Raw genomic sequence first — 21,975 nt, 5'->3', positions numbered from 1 at the left:
CTTTTCATCCGTAGGACCAGGCAACTTAATGTCACAAGGCGAGAAGCTCTCACTTCTGCTTTTCTCAACTTTTATATGATACCAAGTTTTCTAGCCCTTGTCAAGATAAAAAGTTATTTTTTTTGAAAAGTTTGTGTTTATATTTTGGCTTGGTTTTCGAATCAAAAAGAGAGAATCAAGTTGATTCCCTCTCTATGTTAGTTTTTACTTATTTTCCGTATAGGAAAGCTAGAATCTATTAAAAACTTCCTTTTTCCCTGAACTTCCCCATCTTTCGATAAATAGAATCCCCACTAACAAAAGGATAATCAGACAAGGAAGTAAGACCAGCCCCATACCCCAATTCAGATTGACATTATCAATTTGCTTAGGTAATCTTCTAGACAAAATCTCCACTGAACGCAAGTAAGTAAAGGGAATCAGATGTGCAATCCTTTGAAGAGGCTGAATTGTTTGGATGCCAAACAATAAGCCAACAATCCCAATGAGTGAAAGAAAAAGGACAGGCATTTTTTGCTTGAAAAAGTAAGCAATCAAGTACACTACTTCCACAATGACGATAAAGGATAAGAAAGCTAAGAACAAGCCAGGAAATAACACATCTTGTATCTTTCCAATAGTTACCTCTTGATTCACTAAGCTATAAATCGGGTAGGGATAATCTAACTGTCCAAAACCACTTATCAGACTTCCCACTAGAAAAGAAAATCCGCTGATTCCGATAAACAGCACAGTTACATAGCCCACTCCAACTCCAAGGGAGGACATGGCAAATGCCACTTTTGAAAAAGGATATAATTGAGCTGTATCCAGATGATTTTGATATCTTTCTGCAAATAGTTGCGTTAGCATAAAAATAATAGCAACCACAAACAAGCTTGGGATGATAGCCTCTAAAATCCAAACAATCTGATCAATCCCGTGGGTCGGAAACTCCAAAGTATGTGCTTTTATATTCAAGGGATACAGGGCTTGGTAAATCTTTCGTTGGCGGTCAACCGCCATTTTAAAGTCAGAGCTAGCAGTCGGTTGATTTGACATAACTTCATAATTCTTCTCTTCATCTTGCCACTGCAAATAGTAGGCTTCTTTCCAGCGTCCTTCTTTTAACAAATCCAGAATTTCTTTCTTTTGAGTCAAAAGATTTTTTTGCGATTCTAAATTAATTTTAGCAATCTGGTATTCCTCCGAGTTGGTATCAGAAATTTGGGAGAGTTCCTCTTCATATTCATTGATGACTCTCTCATCTTTTACAAGACGGGTTTCCAACTCGCTCTCCAAGCTGACGGAGTTTGCAGTCTGACTATTAAAATAAAAGGTAACACCGAGTCCAGATACAAATAAAGCTAAGATAATCCAGTTTAAGCGACTTTTGAAAACTTTTTTTAATAAAAATAGACTAACATCTTTCATAAACTAAACCTCTTCTATTTGCCCCTGATGAATGGTTACTACTCTATCGCAGACATCAAGCAACTCTTCCTTATAGTGGGAACTTAAAAGAACCAGCTGTTCTTGTCTATCGATTTGTGCTAGCCTATCAAAAAACTTCTGACGATAATACTCATCTAAGCCATTTGTAATCTCATCCATGAGCCAGCATTTCGCCTGACTAAGGAAATACATGGCAATCACCAAGCGTTGCTTCATACCTAAGGAATACTTGCGAATGGGAAGGTTGATATAGTCAGACATTTCCCAATAGGCAATTTCATCCCCCAAGTTCAGCCCTGACTTCCAGATGTTTTTGATAAGGCGAAGATAGTCCATCCCACTTAAGTTTCCATCCAGCCATTCAATACTCTCATAATAAAACAAAGAAGGAGAGACTGAGATATTTCCGCTACTTATAGGAATTAAATTGCTAATGGCGCGGAACAGTGTTGTCTTTCCAGAACCATTGATAGCAAGAATACCATAAATCCTACCCTTTTCAAATGTAAAATCAACATCTTGTAAGATGACTTGTCGCGTTTTTAAGGTCACATGAGTAAGCTGCAACATATCTAGCCCTCCTTTTTCTCACTCTTTAAGAATTAATAGCCTCCGCTGTAGTAGTTTAGTACCTCATAACGATTGTAATTACAGCCACCATCAACTTTATACTCAGAATAGCTATAATAACGAGATCATAACAGAACGTCAATATAGCTATATCTGTGGTAATTCATACTAGACTTATAGTAGATATTCCAATCATACCGATAAGTTTTAAGAACCCGATAAGTTTTAAGAACGCTCACAGCAGATACACTGGACTGAAAAAGACCAATAGATCATAAACTAACTAATTAAACGATTTTTACTAATTTTTAATGGTTTTATATCATTAACATTGAATACGTTTTCATTATATCGTTTTTATCATTATTATGCAACAGATTTTTAGTTCATTTTACTAATATATAATATTTGTCCTTCCTATCGAACACTTTCGATTTTCCAATTTTTCCAACCTTTAAAGCGTATAGCTCCTTGCTGGTCAGTTCGGTAAACTTTGCTATTGATACCTTCCAGTCGTGTCAAAGTTTCCTGATGAGGTAGTTTCGTTCGATTGTTCTTTCCAACTGAGATAAGAGTAAGCTCTGGTTTGAGCTGCTCTAGAAAGGCTGAACTTGATGATTTTTTAGAGCCATGTTGGCTAGCTTTCAAAACATCCACCTCTAGGTCAGGATAGTGCTTCAGCAAGTCCTTCTCTCCTTTCTCCTCCAAATTTCCTGTGAAAAGAAAGTGCTTATCCAAGAGTTTCCCATACAGAACTATGGAATCTTCATGACCTCCATCTCCAATTTTCCTTGGAGATAAGACCTCTAACTGACTTCCAAAAATTGGCAAATTCTCTCCCACTATCACACTACGCACCTTGGTTTTAGTAGTCTCTAGTTCCGCTACAAATTCCTTCTGTTTCAAACTACCTTTTGACACTAAAATTTCGCCTACATGAAAAGCCTTGGTCACCTCCAACAAATCTCCAACATGCTCCTTGTCCGTATTGGTCAAAATCAGCTGGTCAATCTTGGCTACTCCTCGACTTTTGAGATAGGGAATCAAGGTTCGCTGGGCATTGCTAGTTTTCGCCTTTTCTTGCCATTTTTCTATTTTCTTACTAGATTCTGCCTTACCTCCCACATCTATGAGAATGGTTTTCCCAGTTATATCCCGTAGGAAAATACTTTCGCCTTGCCCCACATCCAGTATGGTAATTTCATTTTCCGGTGGATGCTTGGTCAAGAAAAAAAGACCCACAATAAGTAAGCTGAAGCCAGATACTCTTTTGAAATTTTTCCTCAAATCATAGACCAAAGACAAGGAAATTAACAATAAGATTAAAAGCCATGCATTGGGTTGTCCAAGTACAAGCGGCCTGCTTGCCACCTGCGATACCAGGCGAATAATCCCCTCCAACCACTCAAAAAGAAAATTAAGCTGAATGACTGGATAGAGAAAGGAAAGGGCAAATAAAATAGACAAGAGCGGTAAGAAGACCAAGTCAAATAGAAAGGAAAAGACAAAGGTCAAAAGGATAGACCAAGGCTGAAATTCTGCAAAATAGAAGGATAAAATGGGTAATATACCCAAAGAAATGACTAAACTTTCTCTGGCAACAGCCTTGAGCCCCTCCTCTTCTTTGCTGGTCATGGTCAGGATAAAAGCATAGGCGCAGGACAAAACTCCTCCTGCCGTCAGGAAAAAGTTAGGCATAACGATAAAGAGGACAAGCACAGTCAAGGCAAAATTATCCAAGCCCTTAACACCATGTTGAGCCAGTAACTTTTGCAAAAGACTGCGAATGACCGAAGCTGAAAATCCTGTCAGACCTGCATAGATAAGGGAAAAGGGATAAGTCAGCCATTTCAACTTTTCTTGGGTCAAGCACAATCGCAAGAGAAGTTTCTTAAAGCCATCCATGAAAAATCCTACCTGCATGCCTGATAAGGCAAAAAGGTGGATAATTCCTAGACTGGAATAAAGCTCATTCATCTCCTCAAAGTCTGTATCCAGATGCCCTAACAAGAGCCCCGTCATGTAATTGCGCATAGGGTCTGGAAAATGTGTCTTAATCCAAACCACAGCCTTACGGCGTAAACTGGACAGGTTTTCACCTATATCCCAACTGCCAACCTTTTGAAGTGACTGTATTTTTTTGATATTGAGAGTCTGGTAAATTCCCTGAGTCTTCAGATAGGATTGGTAATTAAAGCCACCAAAATTTCTCTGCCCTTCTGGCTCCGAAAGTTTTCCTTCTAATCCTATCTCATGAAGGTCGGTTAAGGCTTGAAATTGCTCTTTTTCATTCTCGTATTGAAGTTTATAATAAACTTGAAAAATGCGTCCATCAGACTTGCCACGAAAGGACAGACTATCACCATTGACCTTAATAGTGTCAGGCAAAATCCGTACCCTTTCAATAGAATCCGCCAAATTTTGACTCGCTTGACTCTGTTGCCAATTTTGAAACAGAAACCAGAAACCAAAGATTCCACAAATCACTAGAACTCTGCTTGCTGATTTCCAAGGAAATTGGATAAAGACACAGACTAGCAGAAAAACAAAACCTAGCAATGCGAGATAAGATGATGAGAAAATGGCGTAGTAAATCCAGAGCAATAGAAAACTCAGATAGATTAGGGGAAGGGGGAAATTCTTAATCCACTGTAACATAGTCTTTTAGCTTTTCTATGGTCTTAGCACCAATGCCAGAGACCTTCTTAAGTTCATCAATCGACTTGAATTTACCATTTGCCTCACGATGGTCGATAATATCCTGAGCTCGTTTACCACCCAGTCCCTTGACCTGCTTGAGTTCCTCCAGACTGGCCTTGTTGAGATTGACCTTCTTTTCCTTGCTTGTTGAAGAAGGCGCTCCAGAACCTGCCTGTTGACCAGCTACTTCTTCTCCCTTGGATGGAACGTAAACCAGATCCTCATCACTAACTTTCTGAGCTAGATTGAGCGATTTGCTGTCTGCTTGCTCTGTCAAGCCACCAGCCTTTTGAACCGCATCATTAACTCGACTACCTACTGGCAAGTCATAAATCCCTGGCGATTTAACAGCACCCTTCACATCTACTGTGATTAGATCTTGTTCAAGGGGTTCTTCCTTCTCTTCCTTCTTCACTTCCTTTTCGGTCAATGAATCCTTGGAAACAGCTGCAACTTCTGCCTGTAAATTCGTTTCTTTTACAGGTGTTTGTGGAGCTGGTTTTAGCAGGAAAAATCCGCCAACAAGCAAGCCCAGACCAGTACAGATGACAATGATTTTATACTCTTTGATTTTCTCGATAATTGCTTCCATATTTTCTCCTCTCTTAGATTATTCGTAAGAGGAAGAAAAAACAGTTGAAAATTTCTTCTCAACTGCTTATTTATTTGCAAAATAGTCTTCCTTAGTCAAGACATAATGAACTCTTGTAACGATTCGGCCTTCTTCATGCTGGTCCATACAAGCATATGGTTCTGCATGGGAAAAACGCATGCCTGATTTCTCCATGACCTTTCCAGATGCAGGATTGTCCTTATCATGAAGGGCAATCAACTTATTCATCCCTATCTTCTCAAAAGCTAGCTCAATTACAGCACGATTGGCTTCTGTCGTCAATCCTTGATTCCAATACTTTTTATTGATAATATAGCCAATAGCTGCCTTCTTAAGAACAGGATCAATCTTGTGCAAGTCAATGGTTCCGATAAATTTGCCATTGCTTTTTAGTTCTATTCCCCACCGTCCCAAGGGATTGGCCAAGTAGAACTGAGCAATGTTATTCTTGGTTTCTTCCAAGCTTTGATTTGTTGGAAAAGTGTAGCGCGTATTTTCTCTGTCCGAGGCGTAGGCAAACATTGCTTCTGCATCATCCAAGGTTACAGGTCTAAGCAATAAACGCTCAGTCTCCACTATTGGATACTGAGCTAGTTTTAAAAAGATTGATTCCATACGTTTCTTCTACTTGAAAAGTTTCTAACTAATATAGGGATATTGAATGAAACATTTAAAAAGCAAATTTATACTTAGTATTGAGATAACTTTAAGTACAAAATAACTATCCTTCAGATAGAGGTTGAGGATCTAATTCTTCACGCTCTTCATTTTTAATCGGTGCTGGTTCATAGGCTCGGATAATCTGAGCGACGACTGGATGGCGAACCACATCCTTAGCTGAAAAATGAACAAAGTCAATCTGGTGAATGTTCTTGAGCTTTTCTTGGGCATCAATCAAACCGGACTTGACATTACGTGGCAGGTCAATCTGGCTGATATCTCCATTGACAATCATCTTAGAATTAAAGCCTAAACGAGTCAAAAACATCTTCATCTGCATGATGGTCGTATTTTGCGCCTCATCGAGAATGACAAAAGCATCATCCAAGGTTCGTCCACGCATGTAGGCAAGAGGTGCAATCTCAATGATTTCACGCTCCATGAGACGAGTCGTTTGGTCTTTTCCCAGAATCTGATACAAGGCATCATAAACAGGTCGAAGGTAAGGATCTACCTTCTCCTTGAGATCACCCGGAAGAAAGCCTAGACTCTCTCCTGCTTCCACCGCTGGACGAGTTAGGATAATCCGCTTGACCTGACCACGTTTAAGGGCAGTCACGGCCAAAGTAACTGCAAGAAAGGTCTTCCCTGTCCCTGCGGGCCCAATTCCAAAGGTTACATCATGCTGTTTGACACTGTCCACATAAAGTTTTTGACCCAGTGTTTTGACACGGATAGGCTTTCCTGTATTATCTTTGATGATTTCTTCTTCATAAAGGGCGACAAACTTGTCGATTTCATCGTTTTTGACCATGCTAATCGCAGTCACCACATCTGGCGTGCCAACGGTCATCCCACGATTGACCAAGACCATCAAAGCCTGAATAACCTGACGGGTTTCCTCACAGGCAGCCTCTTCTCCCAAAACTTGGACAATCTCCGTACGAGCATGAATCACCACATCAAGCTCTTCTTCCATCAAACGAAGATGGCGTTCATTGGAACCAAAAAGATGAAACAGGTCATCTGGATGACTCAGTTGAATGTCAATTGAATGTTCCTTCAAATAAAGAACCTCTCTAATCCTTTTATTTCTTTTTATTATAGCAAAGGGATGGATAAATTACTAGCCCAAACCTAATGAATAAAGTCTAGTGTTCTAAATATTCTTGCCAAATGCTGTCAAAGTCTCCTAGGTTAAAAGAGAAACTGGCATGTTCCTCCAAAAATCGACTGACCTCATCAAAATCATCTGTGTGTTTTGGGAAGGCTGACTCCTCAAAAGCTAGGTCTGCCAAGATAGCTTTGGGACTGTTACTTTTAGGATTTCGCTCGGTCATGAGCCAAATGTAAAATGATTTTCTCATAAGCCACCCTAAATCAACTCTGTCCCAAACTGGTCTTGCTTGATTTTACCAGCCTTCATCAAACCACCGAGTGCTTTCTTGAACTGACCTTTAGAAATGCCAAAGGTTGCCTTGATGTCGTCTGGAGATGACTTATCATTTAAGGTCATGAAACCGCCATTGCTTTCCAAGTAAGTCAAAATCATCTGAGCATCATTTTCCAACATCTCAAAAGAACGAGGTTTGAGGGAGAGGTTCAGAGTGCGGTCCACTTCACGGAAACCAATGACACGCGCATCCAACACTTGCCCCAAACGTGGCTCTGCGTAGCGTTCGCTAGGATGGATAAAACCAAGCATGTTATTTTCTGGCAGGTAAACAAAAGTTCCTGACAGCTTGAGACGGTAAACAATGGCTGGCCAGTTTTGGTTCTGCATGTTGTTGTAGGCAGGACGAGCCAGACGTTGAAAGTCTTCTTGATAGGCCAAGAGTCCCCAGATACGGTCTTTCTTGTCCACTTCAAGACAGATGTAGAGTTGGTCGCCCTTCTTAGGCCAGAGTTCCTTGAGCTCAGGGAGAATATCGAGCGACACAACGATTTCCTTGTCAGGAAGGCCTGTATCCACAAAGACACCCAAGTCCTTACGAACCTCTGTAACACGGCCCCAACCAAATTGGTCCTGAGTTGCAGTCACTTCTAGAGTGGTCAAGCGGAGTTTTTGCTTCATATCCGTGTAGGCAAAACCTTTAACCGTATCCCCTACTGTATGCTGACCCTCTTCCTTAGCAAGAGCATAGGTTTGACCATCCTTTTGCACAAAGTAAAAACGGTCATTTTCATCGATGATCAGTCCAACGATAAAACTTGCAAGATTTGTATTCATATTTCCTTCTTTCGAATAAAACTCAGCCAGCAATGCCAACTGAGTTTTTCTGTTTATTTCTTAGACTTCCAAAAGTTCTTTCTCTTTGTTGGCAGTCATGTCGTCGATGTGTTTAACAGCATCGTCTGTTACTTTTTGAATGTCTTTTTCAAGAGTCTTCAATTCGTCTTCAGTGATTTCTTTTGCTTTCTCTTGTTTCTTAGCTTCATCCATAGCATCGCGACGGATATTGCGGACAGCCACTTTAGCACTCTCACCGACCTTCTTCACTTCTTTAGCAAGATCACGACGAGTTTCTTCTGTTAGAGCTGGGATAACCAAGCGAATCACAGAACCATCGTTAGCTGGTGTGATACCAAGATCAGAAGCGTTCAAAGCACGTTCGATGTCTTTCAATGAAGACTTATCAAATGGTGTCACCAACAAAACACGCGCTTCTGGAATCGTAATTGAAGCGATTTGGTTAAGAGGAGTCTCTACTCCATAGTATTCTACATGTACACGGTCGAGCAAACTTGCATTAGCACGACCGGCACGGATAGCACCAAATTCACGAGCAAGTGAGTGGTGAGATTGGGTCATTCTCTCTTTAGCTTTTTCAATAATTGCGTTAGCCATAATCTTTCTTATTCCTTTTCTTCAATATTATTTGAAACTGTTGTTCCGATATTTTCGCCAAATACGACACGTTTGATGTTACCTGGTTGGTTCATGTTAAAGACAACCAAGTCAATGTCGTTGTCCATTGAGAGGGTTGAAGCTGTTGAGTCCATGATACGAAGACCTTTATTGATAACGTCACGGTGAGTCAATTCTTCAAATTTAACAGCTGTCTTGTCCTTCTTAGGATCGGCATTGTAAACACCATCTACGCCATTTTTAGCCATAAGGATAGCATCCGCTTCGATTTCAGCTGCACGAAGGGCCGCTGTTGTATCTGTTGAGAAGTAAGGTGAACCAATTCCAGCACCAAAGATAACGATACGGCCTTTTTCAAGATGACGAAGGGCACGTCCACGGACATAAGGCTCTGCCACTTGTTGCATGGCAATAGCTGTTTGCACACGTGTATCAACCCCAACTTGTTGCAATGAATCTGCCATCACAAGAGCATTCATAACAGTCCCAAGCATTCCTGTGTAATCTGCCTGAACGCGGTCCATTCCTGCCTCTGCAGCAGGTTCTCCACGCCAGAGATTTCCTCCACCAATAACAAGGGCAATTTCGATACCTAAGCTATGAACTTCTTGAATCTCTCTTGCGATTGTTTGAACTGTTTGGATATCAATCCCTACGCCACGTTCACCGGCAAGGGCTTCACCTGATAACTTGATTAAAATACGTTTATACTTGGGATTCGCCATTTTCACTCTCCTTCTTTTATCCTACCTATTTTATCACAATTTCTAAGATTTTTATAGTATCATGAGCAATTCTTTCAAAAAAATTAGACCGTTAAAAATTCCTCTAAGTCACTAAGGGCACGCTCTGCAATTTTTTCATAACGAGCCTTCTTATCACGAATACGTTCGCCTTCCAACTCCTTGATAATCCCAAAATTGACATTCATTGGTTGGAAATGTTTGCTGTCAGCATGGGTGATGTAATGAGCCAGACTTCCAATCGCTGTTGTCTCTGGGAAAATAGCCTCGCTTTCTCCCTTGAAGAGACGAGCAGCGTTAATACCCGCAACTAATCCTGACGCTGCGGACTCAACATAGCCTTCCACACCCGTCATCTGACCAGCAAAGAAGAGATTTGGTTGTTTCTTAGAACGGTAAGTCTGCTCAAGAAGATTTGGTGAATCCATGTAAGAATTGCGATGCATAACACCATAACGGACAAACTCGGCATTTTCAAGACCTGGAATCATTTGGAAGACACGCTTTTGTTCTCCCCATTTGAGGTGGGTCTGAAAACCAACAATATTGTATAGGCTACCAGCTGCATTATCCTGACGAAGTTGCACAACCGCATAAGGTGTTTTAAATTCTCCATCACGAGGTCCTGTGTAGTCGTCTGGATACTCCAAACCGACTGGTTTCATAGGACCATAAAGCATAGTTTTAATGCCACGTTTGGCCATAACTTCGATAGGCATACAGCCTTCAAAGTACTTTTCTTTTTCAAAGGAATTGAGCGGTGCTTCTTCTGCATTGACCAAGGCTTCATGGAAATCCATAAACTCCTGCTTGGTCATGGGAGCGTTGAGATAAGCGGCTTCTCCCTTATCATAACGAGACTTGAGATAAACCTTGCTCATATCGATAGTGTTGACATCGATAATAGGCGCTGCCGCATCGTAGAAATAGAAACCATCGCCATCATTAAGGTCATGAATCTTCTCAGCCAGAGCATCGCTGGTCAAAGGCCCAGTAGCAACAACCGTAATAACATCCGTCGGCAATTCTGTAATTTCATCACGCACCACTTCAATCAAGGGGTGGTTGGCCACTTTTTCGGTCACCATTTGGGAGAAACCATCACGGTCCACCGCAAGCGCTCCTCCTGCAGGAACACGAGTTGCTTCAGCAGATTCCAAGATAACAGAACCCAAGCGACGCATTTCTTCCTTGAGGAGACCAACAGCATTAGTCAAGGCATCCCCACGCAAGGAATTAGAACAAACTAACTCTGCAAAATTATCTGTTTTGTGTTGAGGTGTTGACTTGACACCACGCATTTCATAAAGTTTAACTGGAATACCACGTTCTGCAATTTGGTAGGCTGCTTCAGAACCTGCCAAACCAGCACCGATAACATTGATATAAGATTGAGACACGACACTAATACCTCTTTGGGAGTGTGAAGACAAGGTTCACATTGAAAAAGCCAATCGGACTTAAGAGCTTTCGAATTTCTTGGCTCAGGATGAAAAAGTCCACAGAACTTACTTCGCTTTCAAATTTCCTGGCTCAGGCTGAAAAAGTCCCCCGGACTTACTTCGCTCTCGAGTTTCTTGGCTCAGGCTGAAAAAGTCCACTGGACTTTCCTCGCTTTCGAGTTTCTTGGCTCAGGCTGAAAAAGTCCCCCGGACTTTTTCACTCCCACAAATCTTTCTATTTTTTTCTTCTACTAGTATAACAAAAAAAGGGAAGAAGGCAAACTTCCCTGTTTAGTCATTTTCTTGATTTTCTTCCCAGTCATGGTAGGCTGCGTAGAGCTGGCTCTTATTCCATTGGTAAAACTTAGCTACTTCCTTGATAGCTTGATTTTTCTTCATACCTTGCTGGATACGGGCTTGGATTTCTAAGAACAAGTCCTCCTCGTCTTTTTCTTCCACATCCTGACTGGCACCTTCAACAATGATAAGGCATTCTCCCTTGAGTGGCGTTTCAGCAATGCTTTCCAGCAATTCAGAAATGGTACCTCTTTGGTATTCTTCATAGATTTTGGTCAATTCTCTGACCAAGACGACCGATCGGTCGCCGTAGACTTCTAGCATATTTTCCAACGTATCTGCCACACGATGAGGAGATTCATAGAAAATCTGGGTTTCTTGATAGTCTTTTTTCGAGTCGAAAAATTGCTTTTGCTGGCCTGATTTTCTCGGTAAAAAGCCGTAAAAGATATGTGGCTGTGGCGCTAAACCACTGGCAATCAAGGCAGAAATCCCTGCAGAGGCACCTGGAACAGTGACAACCGCAATTTCTTCCTCAATCGCTACCTTAACCAAATCATGACCAGGGTCTGAGATGCTAGGCAGACCCGCATCGGATACCTGAGCAATGCTTTGCCCTGCTTTCAAGAAACCAATCAAATCAGGAATTTTTTCCTTGGCATTGTGCTCATGAAAACTGATCTGCTTGGTCGAAATGTCAAAATGCTTGAGCAATAGACCTGTATTGCGCGTGTCCTCAGCAGCAATCCAGTCCACTTCTTTCAAGGTCTGAATAGCTCGAAAGGTCATATCATCTAAATTACCAATCGGCGTTGCCACTAGGTAAAGCTTGCCATAGGGAGACTGCCCCTTAAAACTTTTTTGAATCTGCATGCCTACTCCCTGTACAACAACTCGTCACAGAACATACATTCCTCATCCTGCTCTCGACGTTGTCCATAAAAATCATTACATACGTGAAAACCATCTTTATAAATGCGACGGACACTTTCACGAACATGCTTAGCCTTGACAGGAGCGTCTGCTTCCACCTCACCCAAGCGTTCGCGCAACTTACTATTTTCCAAACGAAGAGCTGTATTTTCCTCTACCAGGCTCTTGAGATTTTTCTTGATGGCTTCCACATCGGCCAAGGTTACCAATAACTGTTGGGAAAAATCATCCAGCGCGTCAAATAATTCTTTTTTGTCCATAAAACAGCCCTTTCCTTTCTTTATCGTTCATTTTTGAGTTTATATTTCTTTCAAGACCAGATATTCCATGGCATTTTGAAAGCTGACATTAGCTTGCCACATTTTTCTAGCTTCTAGCAAATCTTGTAGAATCACCCTTACTCTTACTTGTAAAAGGTCCTGCCCACAGAGGACTTCAAGAATCCGTAAAACCTGATCTTGTTTTTCCTTGTCATCTGCCAAGCTAGCTAATTTGGCTACTTGAAGATAACTTTCTTTTTTCTTAGCTACTAACCAAGTCAGCAGGCGTTCACTTTCATCAACCAAGGTCCAAAAGCTTGCCTGATTGGCTAACTTTTCTGCTTCAGATCGCGATTGACTAAACTGGGCTAAGAGAGTTGCTTTTTTCTTAACCAGTCCCATTTGTTCTAAGAGTAAGATGAGTTTCTCTTCTTGTTTTTTAAAGTGGAAAATCTGGGTCCGACTTCGGATTGTCGGCAACATCTTTTCCTCATCGCTAGTCAAGAAGAAAATATAAACCTCACTCTGGGGTTCTTCGATGACCTTGAGCAGAGAATTGGCTGCGTTGGGATGCATTTTCTCAGCTTGCTCAATGATAAAGACCTGCTGCTGGCTTTCAAGCCCTGCTTGAGAAAACTGTCCCACCAATTCCCGAATGCGTTCTGTCTTAATGACCTGATTGACTGGCTTAATCAAAGTGACATCGGGAAATTCTCCCTGTTCAATCAGCTTACAATTTCGGCATTTCTCACATGGTAAAACACCTACTTTATCCGTGCAAAAGAGACTTTTAGCCAAAAATTGCGCCATTTCCAAGCTTCCAAAGAAACCTGAAAAGAGGTAGGCATGATTGAGCTGGTCTTGCTCCAAGATACGGACAAAGCGGTCAAACTGGGCTGGTTGGCAAGCCTTTAGTTGATCTTGTTTCATTTGGCCAAGCCCATTCTGTCAAACAAGACAGCCTTGGTAGTTTCCACAACCTGCTCCAAAGGGAGACTAGCATCGATCTTGACAATGCGATTTCCTTCTTTATCCAGAAGAGAAAGATAGCCTTGTCGAACTTTTTTATGCAAGTCCAAGCCTTCCAAGTCCAAACGATTGACCTCGCGATTGCTATTAGCAGCAATGCGAGCCAGTCCTTCTTCCACCTCAATATCAAAATAGAGTGTCAAATCGGGTTTGAGTCCATCTGTCGCAAACTGATTGAGCCAATCAATGGCGTCAATATCCAAGCCACGACCAAATCCCTGATAGGCAAGAGAACTATCGATGAAGCGATCCATAATGACCAACTTGCCAGCTTCAAGTGCTGGAAGAACTTTTTCCACCAAGTGCTGTCTGCGACTAGCAATATAAAGAAGCAACTCTGTCTTCGCATCCATCTGAGTATGACTTGGATCCAAAATTACTTCCCGAATCTTCTCCCCAATCAAGACCCCGCCAGGTTCACGGGTCGTCAGCACCTCTACCCCTTTTTCCTCTAAAATTGGTAGCAGAGCCTCTAAAACACTGGTCTTTCCTGCTCCCTCTGGTCCCTCAAGAGAGACTAAAAATCCTTTTGACATGTCTAACTCATTTCTTTTTTACTACTTCTATTCTATCAAAAAAATAGGGGTTTGTGACAATCTTTTTGTCTTCTCATTTCATACTCAATGAAAATCAAAGAGCAAACTAGGAAGCTAACCGCAGGTTGCTAAAAACACTGTTTTGAGGTTGCAGATGGAAGCTGACGCAGTTTGAAGAGATTTTCGAAGAGTATCAACCACCATAAAAGAGGCAGTCAAAGCCACCTCTTATTTACCTAGTTCTTGTGTTCGTTTGTAGGCTTGACCAACTGCATCCATGACCGTTCCTCGAAAAGCATGCGCTTCTAGGCTTGCTACACCAGCGATAGTCGAACCGCCTGGGCTGCAAACTTGGTCTTTTAAGACCCCAGGATGTTGCTGACTTTCAAGGACCAATTGTCCAGCTCCTACCACAGTTTGAGCCGCCATTTTCAATGCTGTTTCTCGTGGTAATCCCGTCTGAACCCCTGCATCCGCCAAAGCCTCAATAAAGAGATAGACAAAGGCCGGCCCACAACCTGCAAGACCTGTCGCCGCGTCGATTAAGTCTTCTCCAAGTTCAACCAAGAGACCAGCCTTGGCTAACAGCTGACAAAAGAGCTCACTGTCCTCAGCCCTGCAATTAGGGGACAAGGCATAACTAATGACTCCTTGTCCGATAGAAGCAGGGGTATTTGGCATCATACGAATTATTCGGTGTTGACTTGGAAGAAGACTAGCCAGTTTTTCTAAAGTCAATCCAGCTGCCATGGAGATTAAAAGAAGACTTGCTCGTTTTTCAAGGATAGTATGGTATTGAGAAAGCAAGTCTGAGAACTGAGCAGGCTTCACTCCTAGAAAAATCACATCTGCTTCTGCGAATATTTCTTCATTGCTGGAAGCCTGACCGCCAAAGTCAGCAATGAAAGCATCCACCTTGGCTTGACTACGATTGGCAAGGAGAAGGTCATCACCCGTCTTAGCCTGCAAAACAGCCTTAGCCAAGCTAGCTCCCATATTCCCCAAACCGATAAATCCAATTTTCATCTCTTACTCCCTTATCTGACCATCACCCATAACCACATACTTGTAGCTAGTCAACTCTTTTAATCCCATTGGACCACGCGCGTGCAGTTTCTGAGTTGAAATCCCCATTTCACAACCCAGACCAAATTGGCCACCATCGGTGAAACGAGTTGATGCATTAACATAAACCGCTGCAGAGTCCACTTGATCTGTAAAGTAAGCTGCAACTTCAGCATTTTCCGTCACAATCGCATCCGAATGATGGGTACTGTGAGCCTCAATATGGGCAACCGCTTCTTCTAAACTGCTCACAACTTTAACAGCTAGGACATAGTCTAAAAACTCGGTATCAAAGTCTTGTGCTTCAGCTGCTTGGCCTGAAACAAACTGGCTTGCTTTTTCATCCAAGCGGAATTGAATTGGTTCCAACCCAGCTTCTTTTCTATTTGCAACCAGCACTTGTTCCAAGCGAGGAAGAAAACTTGCTGCCTTGTCTTCATGAACAAGTAGAACCTCCATGGCATTGCAGACAGAAGGACGACTAGTTTTAGCATTGTTGATAATAGACAGAGCCTTGTCTTCATCAGCATCCTTATCTACATAGACATGGACAATCCCAGTCCCTGTCTCAATAACAGGTACGATCGCATTTTCAACAACTGCATTGATCAAACCAGCCCCTCCACGAGGAATGAGAAGATCTAAATAGCCCTTGGCCTTCATCATGGCATAGCTGCTTTCACGACTGGTATCTTCCACCAGTTGAATCACATCTGGATGAATGATCGTTGTCTCCAAGCCCTTCTTCAAAGCTGTGACAATGGCATGGGCTGTTTGATAGGCATCCTTACCACTACGAAGAACAACTGCATTTCCACTTTTAAGAGCCAAAGCAGCCGCATCAGACGTCACATTTGGACGGCTTTCATAGATAATACCGATAACCCCCATAGCCACCCGTTTCTTGGTGAGAACCAAACCATTTTCAAGATGATTGGTTTCTAAAACTTCACCGATTGGATCTGGTAAAGCAACCACTTCACGAATACCAGTTGCCATTGCTTCTATACGACCTGCATCCAAATAAAGACGATCCAGCATCACATCTGAGATTTTACCCTTGGACGCTTCCATATCGAGGGCATTTGCCGCTAAAATCTCCTCAGTAGCAGCCACTAAGTGATCAGCCATGGCTAGCAAGGCTTGGTTTTTCACGTCTTCACTAGCTGTGTTGATCGATTTTTTAACAGCCTGTACCTGTTCAAATTGTTCTTGTGTACTTACCATAGTTTACCTCTAAAATTCTGTAAAGAGTAGTTGGATTTCAGGAGTAATGGAAATCCAGTCATCACGGTGAATCAAGACACCCTTGGCTTTTTGAGAACGCAACATATCCTCCAAAGCAGATGCTCCAAATTGCACGCGCCCTTTTCCAAGTGATTTTCCACTTTCCTTGTCAAATACTGTCACAATATCACCGTAAGAAAAGGCGCCTTCTGCGTCAACAACACCAGATAAGAGAAGACTCTTTCCATGTTGAGAGAGAGCTTCCGCAGCCCCTTTATCAACCCAAATAGAACCTTGGCTCTGAGCATAGAAGGCCAGCCATTGTTTCTGGGTGCGAAGTCCCTTCTCTTGAGCAACAAAGTAAGAACCATCCTTGGTCTCCTCAGCTGCCTCAATCATGGCATCTGCCTTCAAGGATGAGCAGATATAAACAGGAACTCCTGATTCTGTCGCAATAGTCGCTGCTTTGATTTTGGTTAACATGCCCCCAGTACCGTTTGACGAACCTGTTCCACCGGCCATATCAATAATCTCACGATTGATGGTCTCGATTCGCTCCAAGCGTTTTGCTCTTGGATCTGAATTAGGATTTCCAGTATAGAGACCGTCCACATCTGTCAAGAGAACCAAAAGGTCTGCTTGGACCATAGCCGCTACCTGGGCACTCAGAGTGTCATTGTCCCCAACCTTGAGCTCATCAATGACGACACTGTCATTCTCATTGATGATAGGAATCGCCCCGCGGCTAAGTAAAACCGACAAAGCTTGATGGGCATTTTTATAACGGCGCTTATCCACAAAGTCATCTTGGGTCAGCAAGATTTGTGCAGAAACGATTTGGCGCAAGAGAAGATTGGTCGTGTATTCTTCCAACAAGAGCCCTTGCCCTACCGCTGCTGAAGCCTGTTTATCAGCAATCTTAGTCGGACGCTTTTTAAATCCTAAGGCCCCAAAACCTGCAGCAATGGCACCTGACGACACCAAAATCAATTCATGACCAACCTCGTGCAGCATAGCCAACTGCTGGGTAATAGCCTTTACCTTACTACGTGATAAACTTCCATCCTCATTTGTCAGAGAAGAAGTCCCCACCTTAAAGACAATCCGTTTGTATTTCATAGTCTCACTCCGATTCTTTATATTTGTCCATTATAACATGAATGGCAGGAAATAGAAAAGAGTTGATAGGAAAAAGAAGGTCCTAAAACCTTCTTTTTTACTACTGTTCTGATTCCGATTTGTTTGCACTCGTTTCAGAGCTTTGTGAAGTTGAAGAAGTCAAATCTTGACTAGTTGAAGAACTTGTAACACTTTCATGTTGACTCGTTTCTTTATTTTCAAGATCTTTTTTCACTACTTCTTTGGATTCTTTTATTTCTGAATTACTTGTAGTTCTAATTATAGCAGATTTCTCGACCGGAACATCCACCAACCAGACACCACTTGAATCAACAGTATAGCCTTCTGGTGTCTTACCGTTCACAAGTAATTGACCATTTTCTTTCAAGAAGTACCATTTATCCTTGTCCTTGATCCAACCCACAGCTCGTGAACCGTCTTCCTTGTAGAAATACCAATCATTTGCCTTTTTAAGCCAACCTTGCTTCATAGCTCCTGAATCTTCCAGATAATAATGATGACCAGCAACTTCTATCTCGCCTGTCTTCATGATACCAGTAGAATCCATATAGTACCAGGTTTCTTTATCTTTTACCCAACCCGTTTTCATTTCTCCTGATTGAGCAAAGTAATACCATTGCCCCTTATATTGAAGCCAGCCTGTCTTCATAGAGCCATCCTTTGATAAATAATAGGATTGACCTCCAGTATTTACCCAACCAATTTCCATCTGATTTTCTTTGTTGAAATAATACCAGATTCCATCAATTTTCTTCCAATTTTTAGAAGAAGCACCAGAGTCTGTCAAATAGAACCAATGATTGTTCCATTTTTTCCATTGATTCTGTAGCAAGATACCCGTTTGGTTAAAGTAATACCATTCACCTTCGATTTCATTCCAACCGACAGCATACTCTCCTGTAGAATCAGGCGCTTGATACCACCAGTTTCCATATGCACTCTTATGCCAACCAGCTTGAAAACTTGGAATCGGCTTGTAGGAAGTTGAAATATTGACTAAACCGTCTTTTCGAATATCAAAAACTGTTGCATCATAGTCTTTGCTGGCTGCGTTGATCCTCTCAATTCCTCGTTCTTTGAGCCAATTAACATACTCACTATCAACACCATTTTTCCAAGGTAGACTATCCGAAGTTTGAACAATCAAACTCGGACTCAAATTTTTAATGAAATCCTTGGTATTTGATTTGTTTGTATCATGGTGATGATTAAACTTCATCAAATCAACTTTTCCAATGAGAGGTCCATACTTATCTTCCGCTCCATGCACATTATCTAAGTCGCCCCCAAGGTAAATTTTCTTGCCATTGACTTTCACTACACTAATCAGGGAATTGGAATTGTCATCCCAAATTTTCTTTAATTCACCTGATGAATCAGTTTCATTTTCATAGTTATAGAGTTGAATATCCATGTCCCCAAACTGAAAATGAGCATCTTCCTGTGTGATGTTTTGAATAACTGAAACACCTTTTTCTGAAGCAGTCTGTAAAACCTTATCATAACCGTACAGATTATCCCATAGACGTTCAGAATTAGTAATACGACTATCACTATATTTTTTAAGATAGACTCGGTCAACTGGATAGGTAGACAGTAATTCATCAACATTTCCAATATGGTCACTGTGAGTATGAGTGACTAAAATAAAATCAAGTTTTTGAACACCCAATTCCTTCAAACGACGAAAGACACGGTCTGTCAGAACATGCTTATAAGACGTTTCAATTCCTTCTCTCCATGGATAACGAGAATCACTTCCATCTGGGAAATCATAATCTTCTCCTGTATCAATCATGGCAAAATGTCCATTGCTTTCAAGAATAATCGCATCACTGCCACCTTCTTGAACATTGATAAAGTGAATTTTATTTCCTGAACTTTCTTGAGCTTGAACATTCCCATACCATGACAAACCTAAAAAAGCGCCTGCAAGTGCTAAACTAATCAATTTCTTTTTCATTCTTACTTCCTTAATCTCTCCAAAGTTTCCTTAAAAATCTCTGGGATATCTGCTGTAAATTCCAAGGTCTCACCTGTTCTCGGATGAGTAAAACCTAAAGTCTTGGCATGAAGAAATTGTCCATGCCCTTTCAGTGTCTTACGAGGACCATAGACTTCATCACCAGCGACTGGATGACCAATATAAGCCATATGGACACGAATCTGATGAGTGCGACCTGTCTCCAGCTGCAACTCCACTAAGCTATAATCGCCAAAGCGTTCCAAGACGTGGAAACGAGTCACTGCAGGCTTCCCTTTAGCCGTTACAGCTTGTTTCTTACGGTCTTTTTCACTACGGCCAATCGGTGCTTCAATCACACCACGATCATTGGGCAAATTTCCATGAACAATCGCCCAATATTTGCGAAGAGACTTTTTATCCTTGAGTTCTTGAGCAAGTGCTAGATGCGCCTCATCGTTTTTAGCAATCATGAGAAGGCCTGATGTATCCTTATCAATACGGTGAACAATTCCTGGACGCAGAACTCCATTAATACCCGACAAGTCCTTAATATGATACATAAGGGCATTTACCAGAGTTCCACAAGTATGACCAGCACTCGGATGCACAACCATCCCCTGAGGTTTGTTAACGACAGCCACATACTCATCTTGGTAGATGATTTCTAGCGGAAGATTCTCAGCCACATACTCTAAGACCTCCGGCTCTGGCACATGGTAAGTAACGACATCACCCTCTTGGACAGTGTATTTAGCTTTCTTGACTTGGCCATTGACCAAAACCTGACCTGATTTGATTTGTTCATTCGCGAGACTACGTGATAATTCTGTCAAATCTGACAAAGCCTTATCCAAACGCAGGCCACCAGTTTCAATTTTAATTTCCATTTATTTCCTCTTTTAACATTGCAATCAATAAAATAATCACTCCAACAGTCAGATAGCTATCTGCCACATTGAAAATTGCAAAATTGATAAAGTCAAGGTGGATCATATCCACAACAAAGCCCTGACTCACCCTGTCAATAAAGTTTCCAAGACCACCTGCAATAATCAAGGTCAAACCCAAGACCATCCAGAGTGAGTCCTCCATGTGTTTATGTAGATACCAAATGGCACCTACCACGACAACCAGAGTAATGACAGCGAATAGCAACTGCTGATCTTGTAAGATAGAAAAGGCTGCCCCTCGATTTTGCAGGTAGGTCAAGCTAACAAAATTGGGAATCCAAGAACGCACTTCACCCAGTGGAATTTGCTGGACGATATAGGATTTGACCAACTGATCCAGCCCAATCAAAAGCAGTACAATGACTGCCACTATTGCTCTTTTTTTCATGATTTCCTCTTCTGATCAAAATATTCTTGCATGACTTCTACGAAAAGAGTTCCAGCCTGACTCAGCTCCACTTCCTCACGTTTAACATAGACCATGCGATTATCTAGGTTATCCTTGAGACGAATAACTGTGATGCCATTGACACTGTCACTATCTAAAAATCCAGAACCTGTTGCATAGGCGTCCGTCCGCTCCAAAATACCATTCAAGGTGGCACGGTCTGTCACATTAAACATCTGTGAGCTAGCGCTGGTATCAACAAAGTTCTCTGAATAATAAAGGTACTCATCTTTCTCTTGAGTGAAACGAACTGTCGGTAGATCCGCTAAATCCTCCATAACCAATTCCTCTTTCTGGGCTAAAGGATGCCCCTCACGGAGATAAATATGGGTATGGAAGGGAATCAATTCAATGACCTCCAGACCTAGCTTTTCAACGCGTTGCATAATCCCCTTTTTATTTTGATTGTTGAGGTAGATAATCCCAATCTCACTGTGCCCCTGAGCTACTTCGTCTAAAATTTGAACAGTAGTTGATTCAAAAATACGAAAGTTCTTATAATCAGGATAGCGCTCTGAAAAGGCCGTAATGGTTGGTGGCAAGAAGTCATAGTGCTGACTGGCAATGGAAAATTCATCTTTTTCTTCTTCAGGATTGGCATACTGATTTTGAAAAATATCAAATCCTTTAACCAATTCTTGCGCTTTTTCATAGAATTCCATACCACGACGGGTCAAGAAAGTCCCTGAGCTGGTCCGACGGAAAATCTTAAAGCCCAATTCTTTTTCCAAATCCCGAACAGAAATAGACAGACTCGGCTGACTAACATACATCTTTTCAGCAGCTTCACGGAAAGTACCGCTATTTGCAATAGCCACAACATAGCGTAATTGTTGAATGTTCATCTTCTACCCCCAACTTCTTTATCTTTTCATTATACCATATTTTAGAAGTTTTCCAAAAAGGAAAAAAGAACATCCTATTCTTCTTAACCTTCTTAACTATCTTCACTATCTGCCTTTCTCAAGCCAATCTTATTTTCAAAATCAATTCAAAAAAATAACTGGATACACACCACTTTAGTATAGGAAAGAAAAACGATGACTATTTGTGAAAAAAAGAAAATGCCGGAAAGTTCCGACATTTTTTTAGT

At 41.6% G+C, this 21,975-nt stretch carries 23 protein-coding genes and 1 other annotated feature (1 of these 24 running past the window's edge); of the genes, 1 reads left to right on the top strand and 22 read right to left on the bottom strand.

Annotated elements, in window-relative coordinates; translation table 11 throughout:
- Window positions 1–67: a sequence feature (ribosomal protein L20 leader region), on the bottom strand (it extends 65 nt beyond the left edge of the window).
- A gap of 161 nt (window positions 68–228) precedes the next feature.
- The 22 genes from HT679_RS00655 to HT679_RS00550 all read right to left on the bottom strand — a co-directional run bounded on the left by HT679_RS00655 (window position 229) and on the right by HT679_RS00550 (window position 21,727).
- On the bottom strand, window positions 229–1,413 hold the full coding sequence (locus HT679_RS00655; RefSeq protein WP_173212330.1) for a hypothetical protein: 1,185 nt from the start codon (window positions 1,411–1,413) through the stop codon (window positions 229–231).
- A gap of 3 nt (window positions 1,414–1,416) precedes the next feature.
- Window positions 1,417–2,004 (bottom strand): ABC transporter ATP-binding protein, encoded by a 588-nt coding sequence (locus HT679_RS00650; RefSeq protein ID WP_173212329.1) that lies wholly within the window; start codon window positions 2,002–2,004, stop codon window positions 1,417–1,419.
- A gap of 417 nt (window positions 2,005–2,421) precedes the next feature.
- Window positions 2,422–4,662 carry a DNA internalization-related competence protein ComEC/Rec2 gene (locus HT679_RS00645; protein WP_173212326.1) on the bottom strand — a complete coding sequence of 747 codons (2,241 nt, stop codon included), beginning with the start codon at window positions 4,660–4,662 and terminating at the stop codon, window positions 2,422–2,424.
- Entirely contained in the window at window positions 4,646–5,296 is a 651-nt protein-coding gene (locus tag HT679_RS00640; protein WP_138704479.1) for a helix-hairpin-helix domain-containing protein, read from the bottom strand. The genes HT679_RS00645 and HT679_RS00640 overlap by 17 nt, the downstream gene beginning before the upstream one ends.
- A 66-nt stretch (window positions 5,297–5,362) precedes the next feature.
- Entirely contained in the window at window positions 5,363–5,932 is a 570-nt protein-coding gene (locus tag HT679_RS00635; RefSeq protein WP_000443728.1) for a GNAT family N-acetyltransferase, read from the bottom strand.
- A gap of 106 nt (window positions 5,933–6,038) precedes the next feature.
- Window positions 6,039–7,043, bottom strand: coding sequence for a PhoH family protein (locus HT679_RS00630; RefSeq protein WP_173212324.1), 1,005 nt, complete (start codon window positions 7,041–7,043; stop codon window positions 6,039–6,041).
- Window positions 7,044–7,128: 85 nt separating this feature from the next.
- Window positions 7,129–7,344, bottom strand: coding sequence for a YozE family protein (locus tag HT679_RS00625; RefSeq protein ID WP_173212322.1), 216 nt, complete (start codon window positions 7,342–7,344; stop codon window positions 7,129–7,131).
- Window positions 7,345–7,352: 8 nt separating this feature from the next.
- Window positions 7,353–8,207 carry an RNA-binding virulence regulatory protein CvfB gene (gene cvfB / locus HT679_RS00620; RefSeq protein WP_173212320.1) on the bottom strand — a complete coding sequence of 285 codons (855 nt, stop codon included), beginning with the start codon at window positions 8,205–8,207 and terminating at the stop codon, window positions 7,353–7,355.
- 60 nt (window positions 8,208–8,267) lie between these two features.
- Window positions 8,268–8,825 carry a ribosome recycling factor gene (gene frr / locus HT679_RS00615; RefSeq protein ID WP_173212318.1) on the bottom strand — a complete coding sequence of 186 codons (558 nt, stop codon included), beginning with the start codon at window positions 8,823–8,825 and terminating at the stop codon, window positions 8,268–8,270.
- 8 nt (window positions 8,826–8,833) lie between these two features.
- The gene (pyrH, locus tag HT679_RS00610; RefSeq protein WP_039704027.1) at window positions 8,834–9,571 is read right to left on the bottom strand and encodes a UMP kinase; all 738 of its coding nucleotides are present in this window, start codon (window positions 9,569–9,571) and stop codon (window positions 8,834–8,836) included.
- An 83-nt stretch (window positions 9,572–9,654) separates the two neighbouring features.
- A complete protein-coding gene (gene trmFO, locus HT679_RS00605; protein WP_173212316.1) occupies window positions 9,655–10,989 on the bottom strand; it encodes a methylenetetrahydrofolate--tRNA-(uracil(54)-C(5))-methyltransferase (FADH(2)-oxidizing) TrmFO in 1,335 nt (444 codons plus the stop codon).
- Between the two features lie 333 nt (window positions 10,990–11,322).
- On the bottom strand, window positions 11,323–12,201 hold the full coding sequence (gene rsmI, locus HT679_RS00600) for a 16S rRNA (cytidine(1402)-2'-O)-methyltransferase (protein ID WP_173212313.1): 879 nt from the start codon (window positions 12,199–12,201) through the stop codon (window positions 11,323–11,325).
- Window positions 12,202–12,203: 2 nt separating this feature from the next.
- Window positions 12,204–12,521, bottom strand: coding sequence for a DNA replication initiation control protein YabA (yabA, locus tag HT679_RS00595; protein WP_000358227.1), 318 nt, complete (start codon window positions 12,519–12,521; stop codon window positions 12,204–12,206).
- A 39-nt stretch (window positions 12,522–12,560) separates the two neighbouring features.
- A complete protein-coding gene (locus HT679_RS00590) occupies window positions 12,561–13,451 on the bottom strand; it encodes a DNA polymerase III subunit delta' (protein WP_173212311.1) in 891 nt (296 codons plus the stop codon).
- Complete coding sequence (gene tmk, locus HT679_RS00585; RefSeq protein WP_173212309.1) at window positions 13,448–14,086, bottom strand: dTMP kinase; 639 nt, start codon at window positions 14,084–14,086, stop codon at window positions 13,448–13,450. The genes HT679_RS00590 and tmk overlap by 4 nt, the downstream gene beginning before the upstream one ends.
- A 228-nt stretch (window positions 14,087–14,314) precedes the next feature.
- Window positions 14,315–15,112, bottom strand: coding sequence for a pyrroline-5-carboxylate reductase (gene proC / locus HT679_RS00580; RefSeq protein ID WP_173212307.1), 798 nt, complete (start codon window positions 15,110–15,112; stop codon window positions 14,315–14,317).
- Between the two features lie 3 nt (window positions 15,113–15,115).
- A complete protein-coding gene (locus HT679_RS00575) occupies window positions 15,116–16,378 on the bottom strand; it encodes a glutamate-5-semialdehyde dehydrogenase (RefSeq protein ID WP_173212306.1) in 1,263 nt (420 codons plus the stop codon).
- A 9-nt stretch (window positions 16,379–16,387) separates the two neighbouring features.
- Complete coding sequence (gene proB / locus HT679_RS00570; RefSeq protein WP_191994082.1) at window positions 16,388–17,497, bottom strand: glutamate 5-kinase; 1,110 nt, start codon at window positions 17,495–17,497, stop codon at window positions 16,388–16,390.
- A gap of 100 nt (window positions 17,498–17,597) precedes the next feature.
- Complete coding sequence (gene cbpE, locus HT679_RS00565; protein ID WP_173212304.1) at window positions 17,598–19,481, bottom strand: phosphorylcholine esterase CbpE; 1,884 nt, start codon at window positions 19,479–19,481, stop codon at window positions 17,598–17,600.
- A 2-nt stretch (window positions 19,482–19,483) separates the two neighbouring features.
- Window positions 19,484–20,371, bottom strand: coding sequence for an RluA family pseudouridine synthase (locus tag HT679_RS00560; protein WP_138704475.1), 888 nt, complete (start codon window positions 20,369–20,371; stop codon window positions 19,484–19,486).
- A complete protein-coding gene (lspA, locus tag HT679_RS00555; protein WP_138704474.1) occupies window positions 20,361–20,822 on the bottom strand; it encodes a signal peptidase II in 462 nt (153 codons plus the stop codon). Before lspA ends, HT679_RS00560 begins: the two co-directional genes overlap by 11 nt.
- Window positions 20,819–21,727 carry a LysR family transcriptional regulator gene (locus tag HT679_RS00550; protein ID WP_001025693.1) on the bottom strand — a complete coding sequence of 303 codons (909 nt, stop codon included), beginning with the start codon at window positions 21,725–21,727 and terminating at the stop codon, window positions 20,819–20,821. The genes lspA and HT679_RS00550 overlap by 4 nt, the downstream gene beginning before the upstream one ends.
- Between HT679_RS00550 and HT679_RS00545 the strand changes: the two genes are divergently transcribed.
- Complete coding sequence (locus HT679_RS00545; protein ID WP_138704473.1) at window positions 21,720–21,905, top strand: AraC family transcriptional regulator; 186 nt, start codon at window positions 21,720–21,722, stop codon at window positions 21,903–21,905. The two genes, HT679_RS00550 and HT679_RS00545, sit on opposite strands and share 8 nt — an antisense overlap.
- Window positions 21,906–21,975: the final 70 nt, after the last annotated feature.

The organism is Streptococcus sp. 4886 (assembly GCF_013276485.1).
GTDB lineage: Bacteria > Bacillota > Bacilli > Lactobacillales > Streptococcaceae > Streptococcus.
Note: the sequence above shows the minus strand (reverse complement) of the source record. Positions and strands in the feature narration are given on the sequence as shown.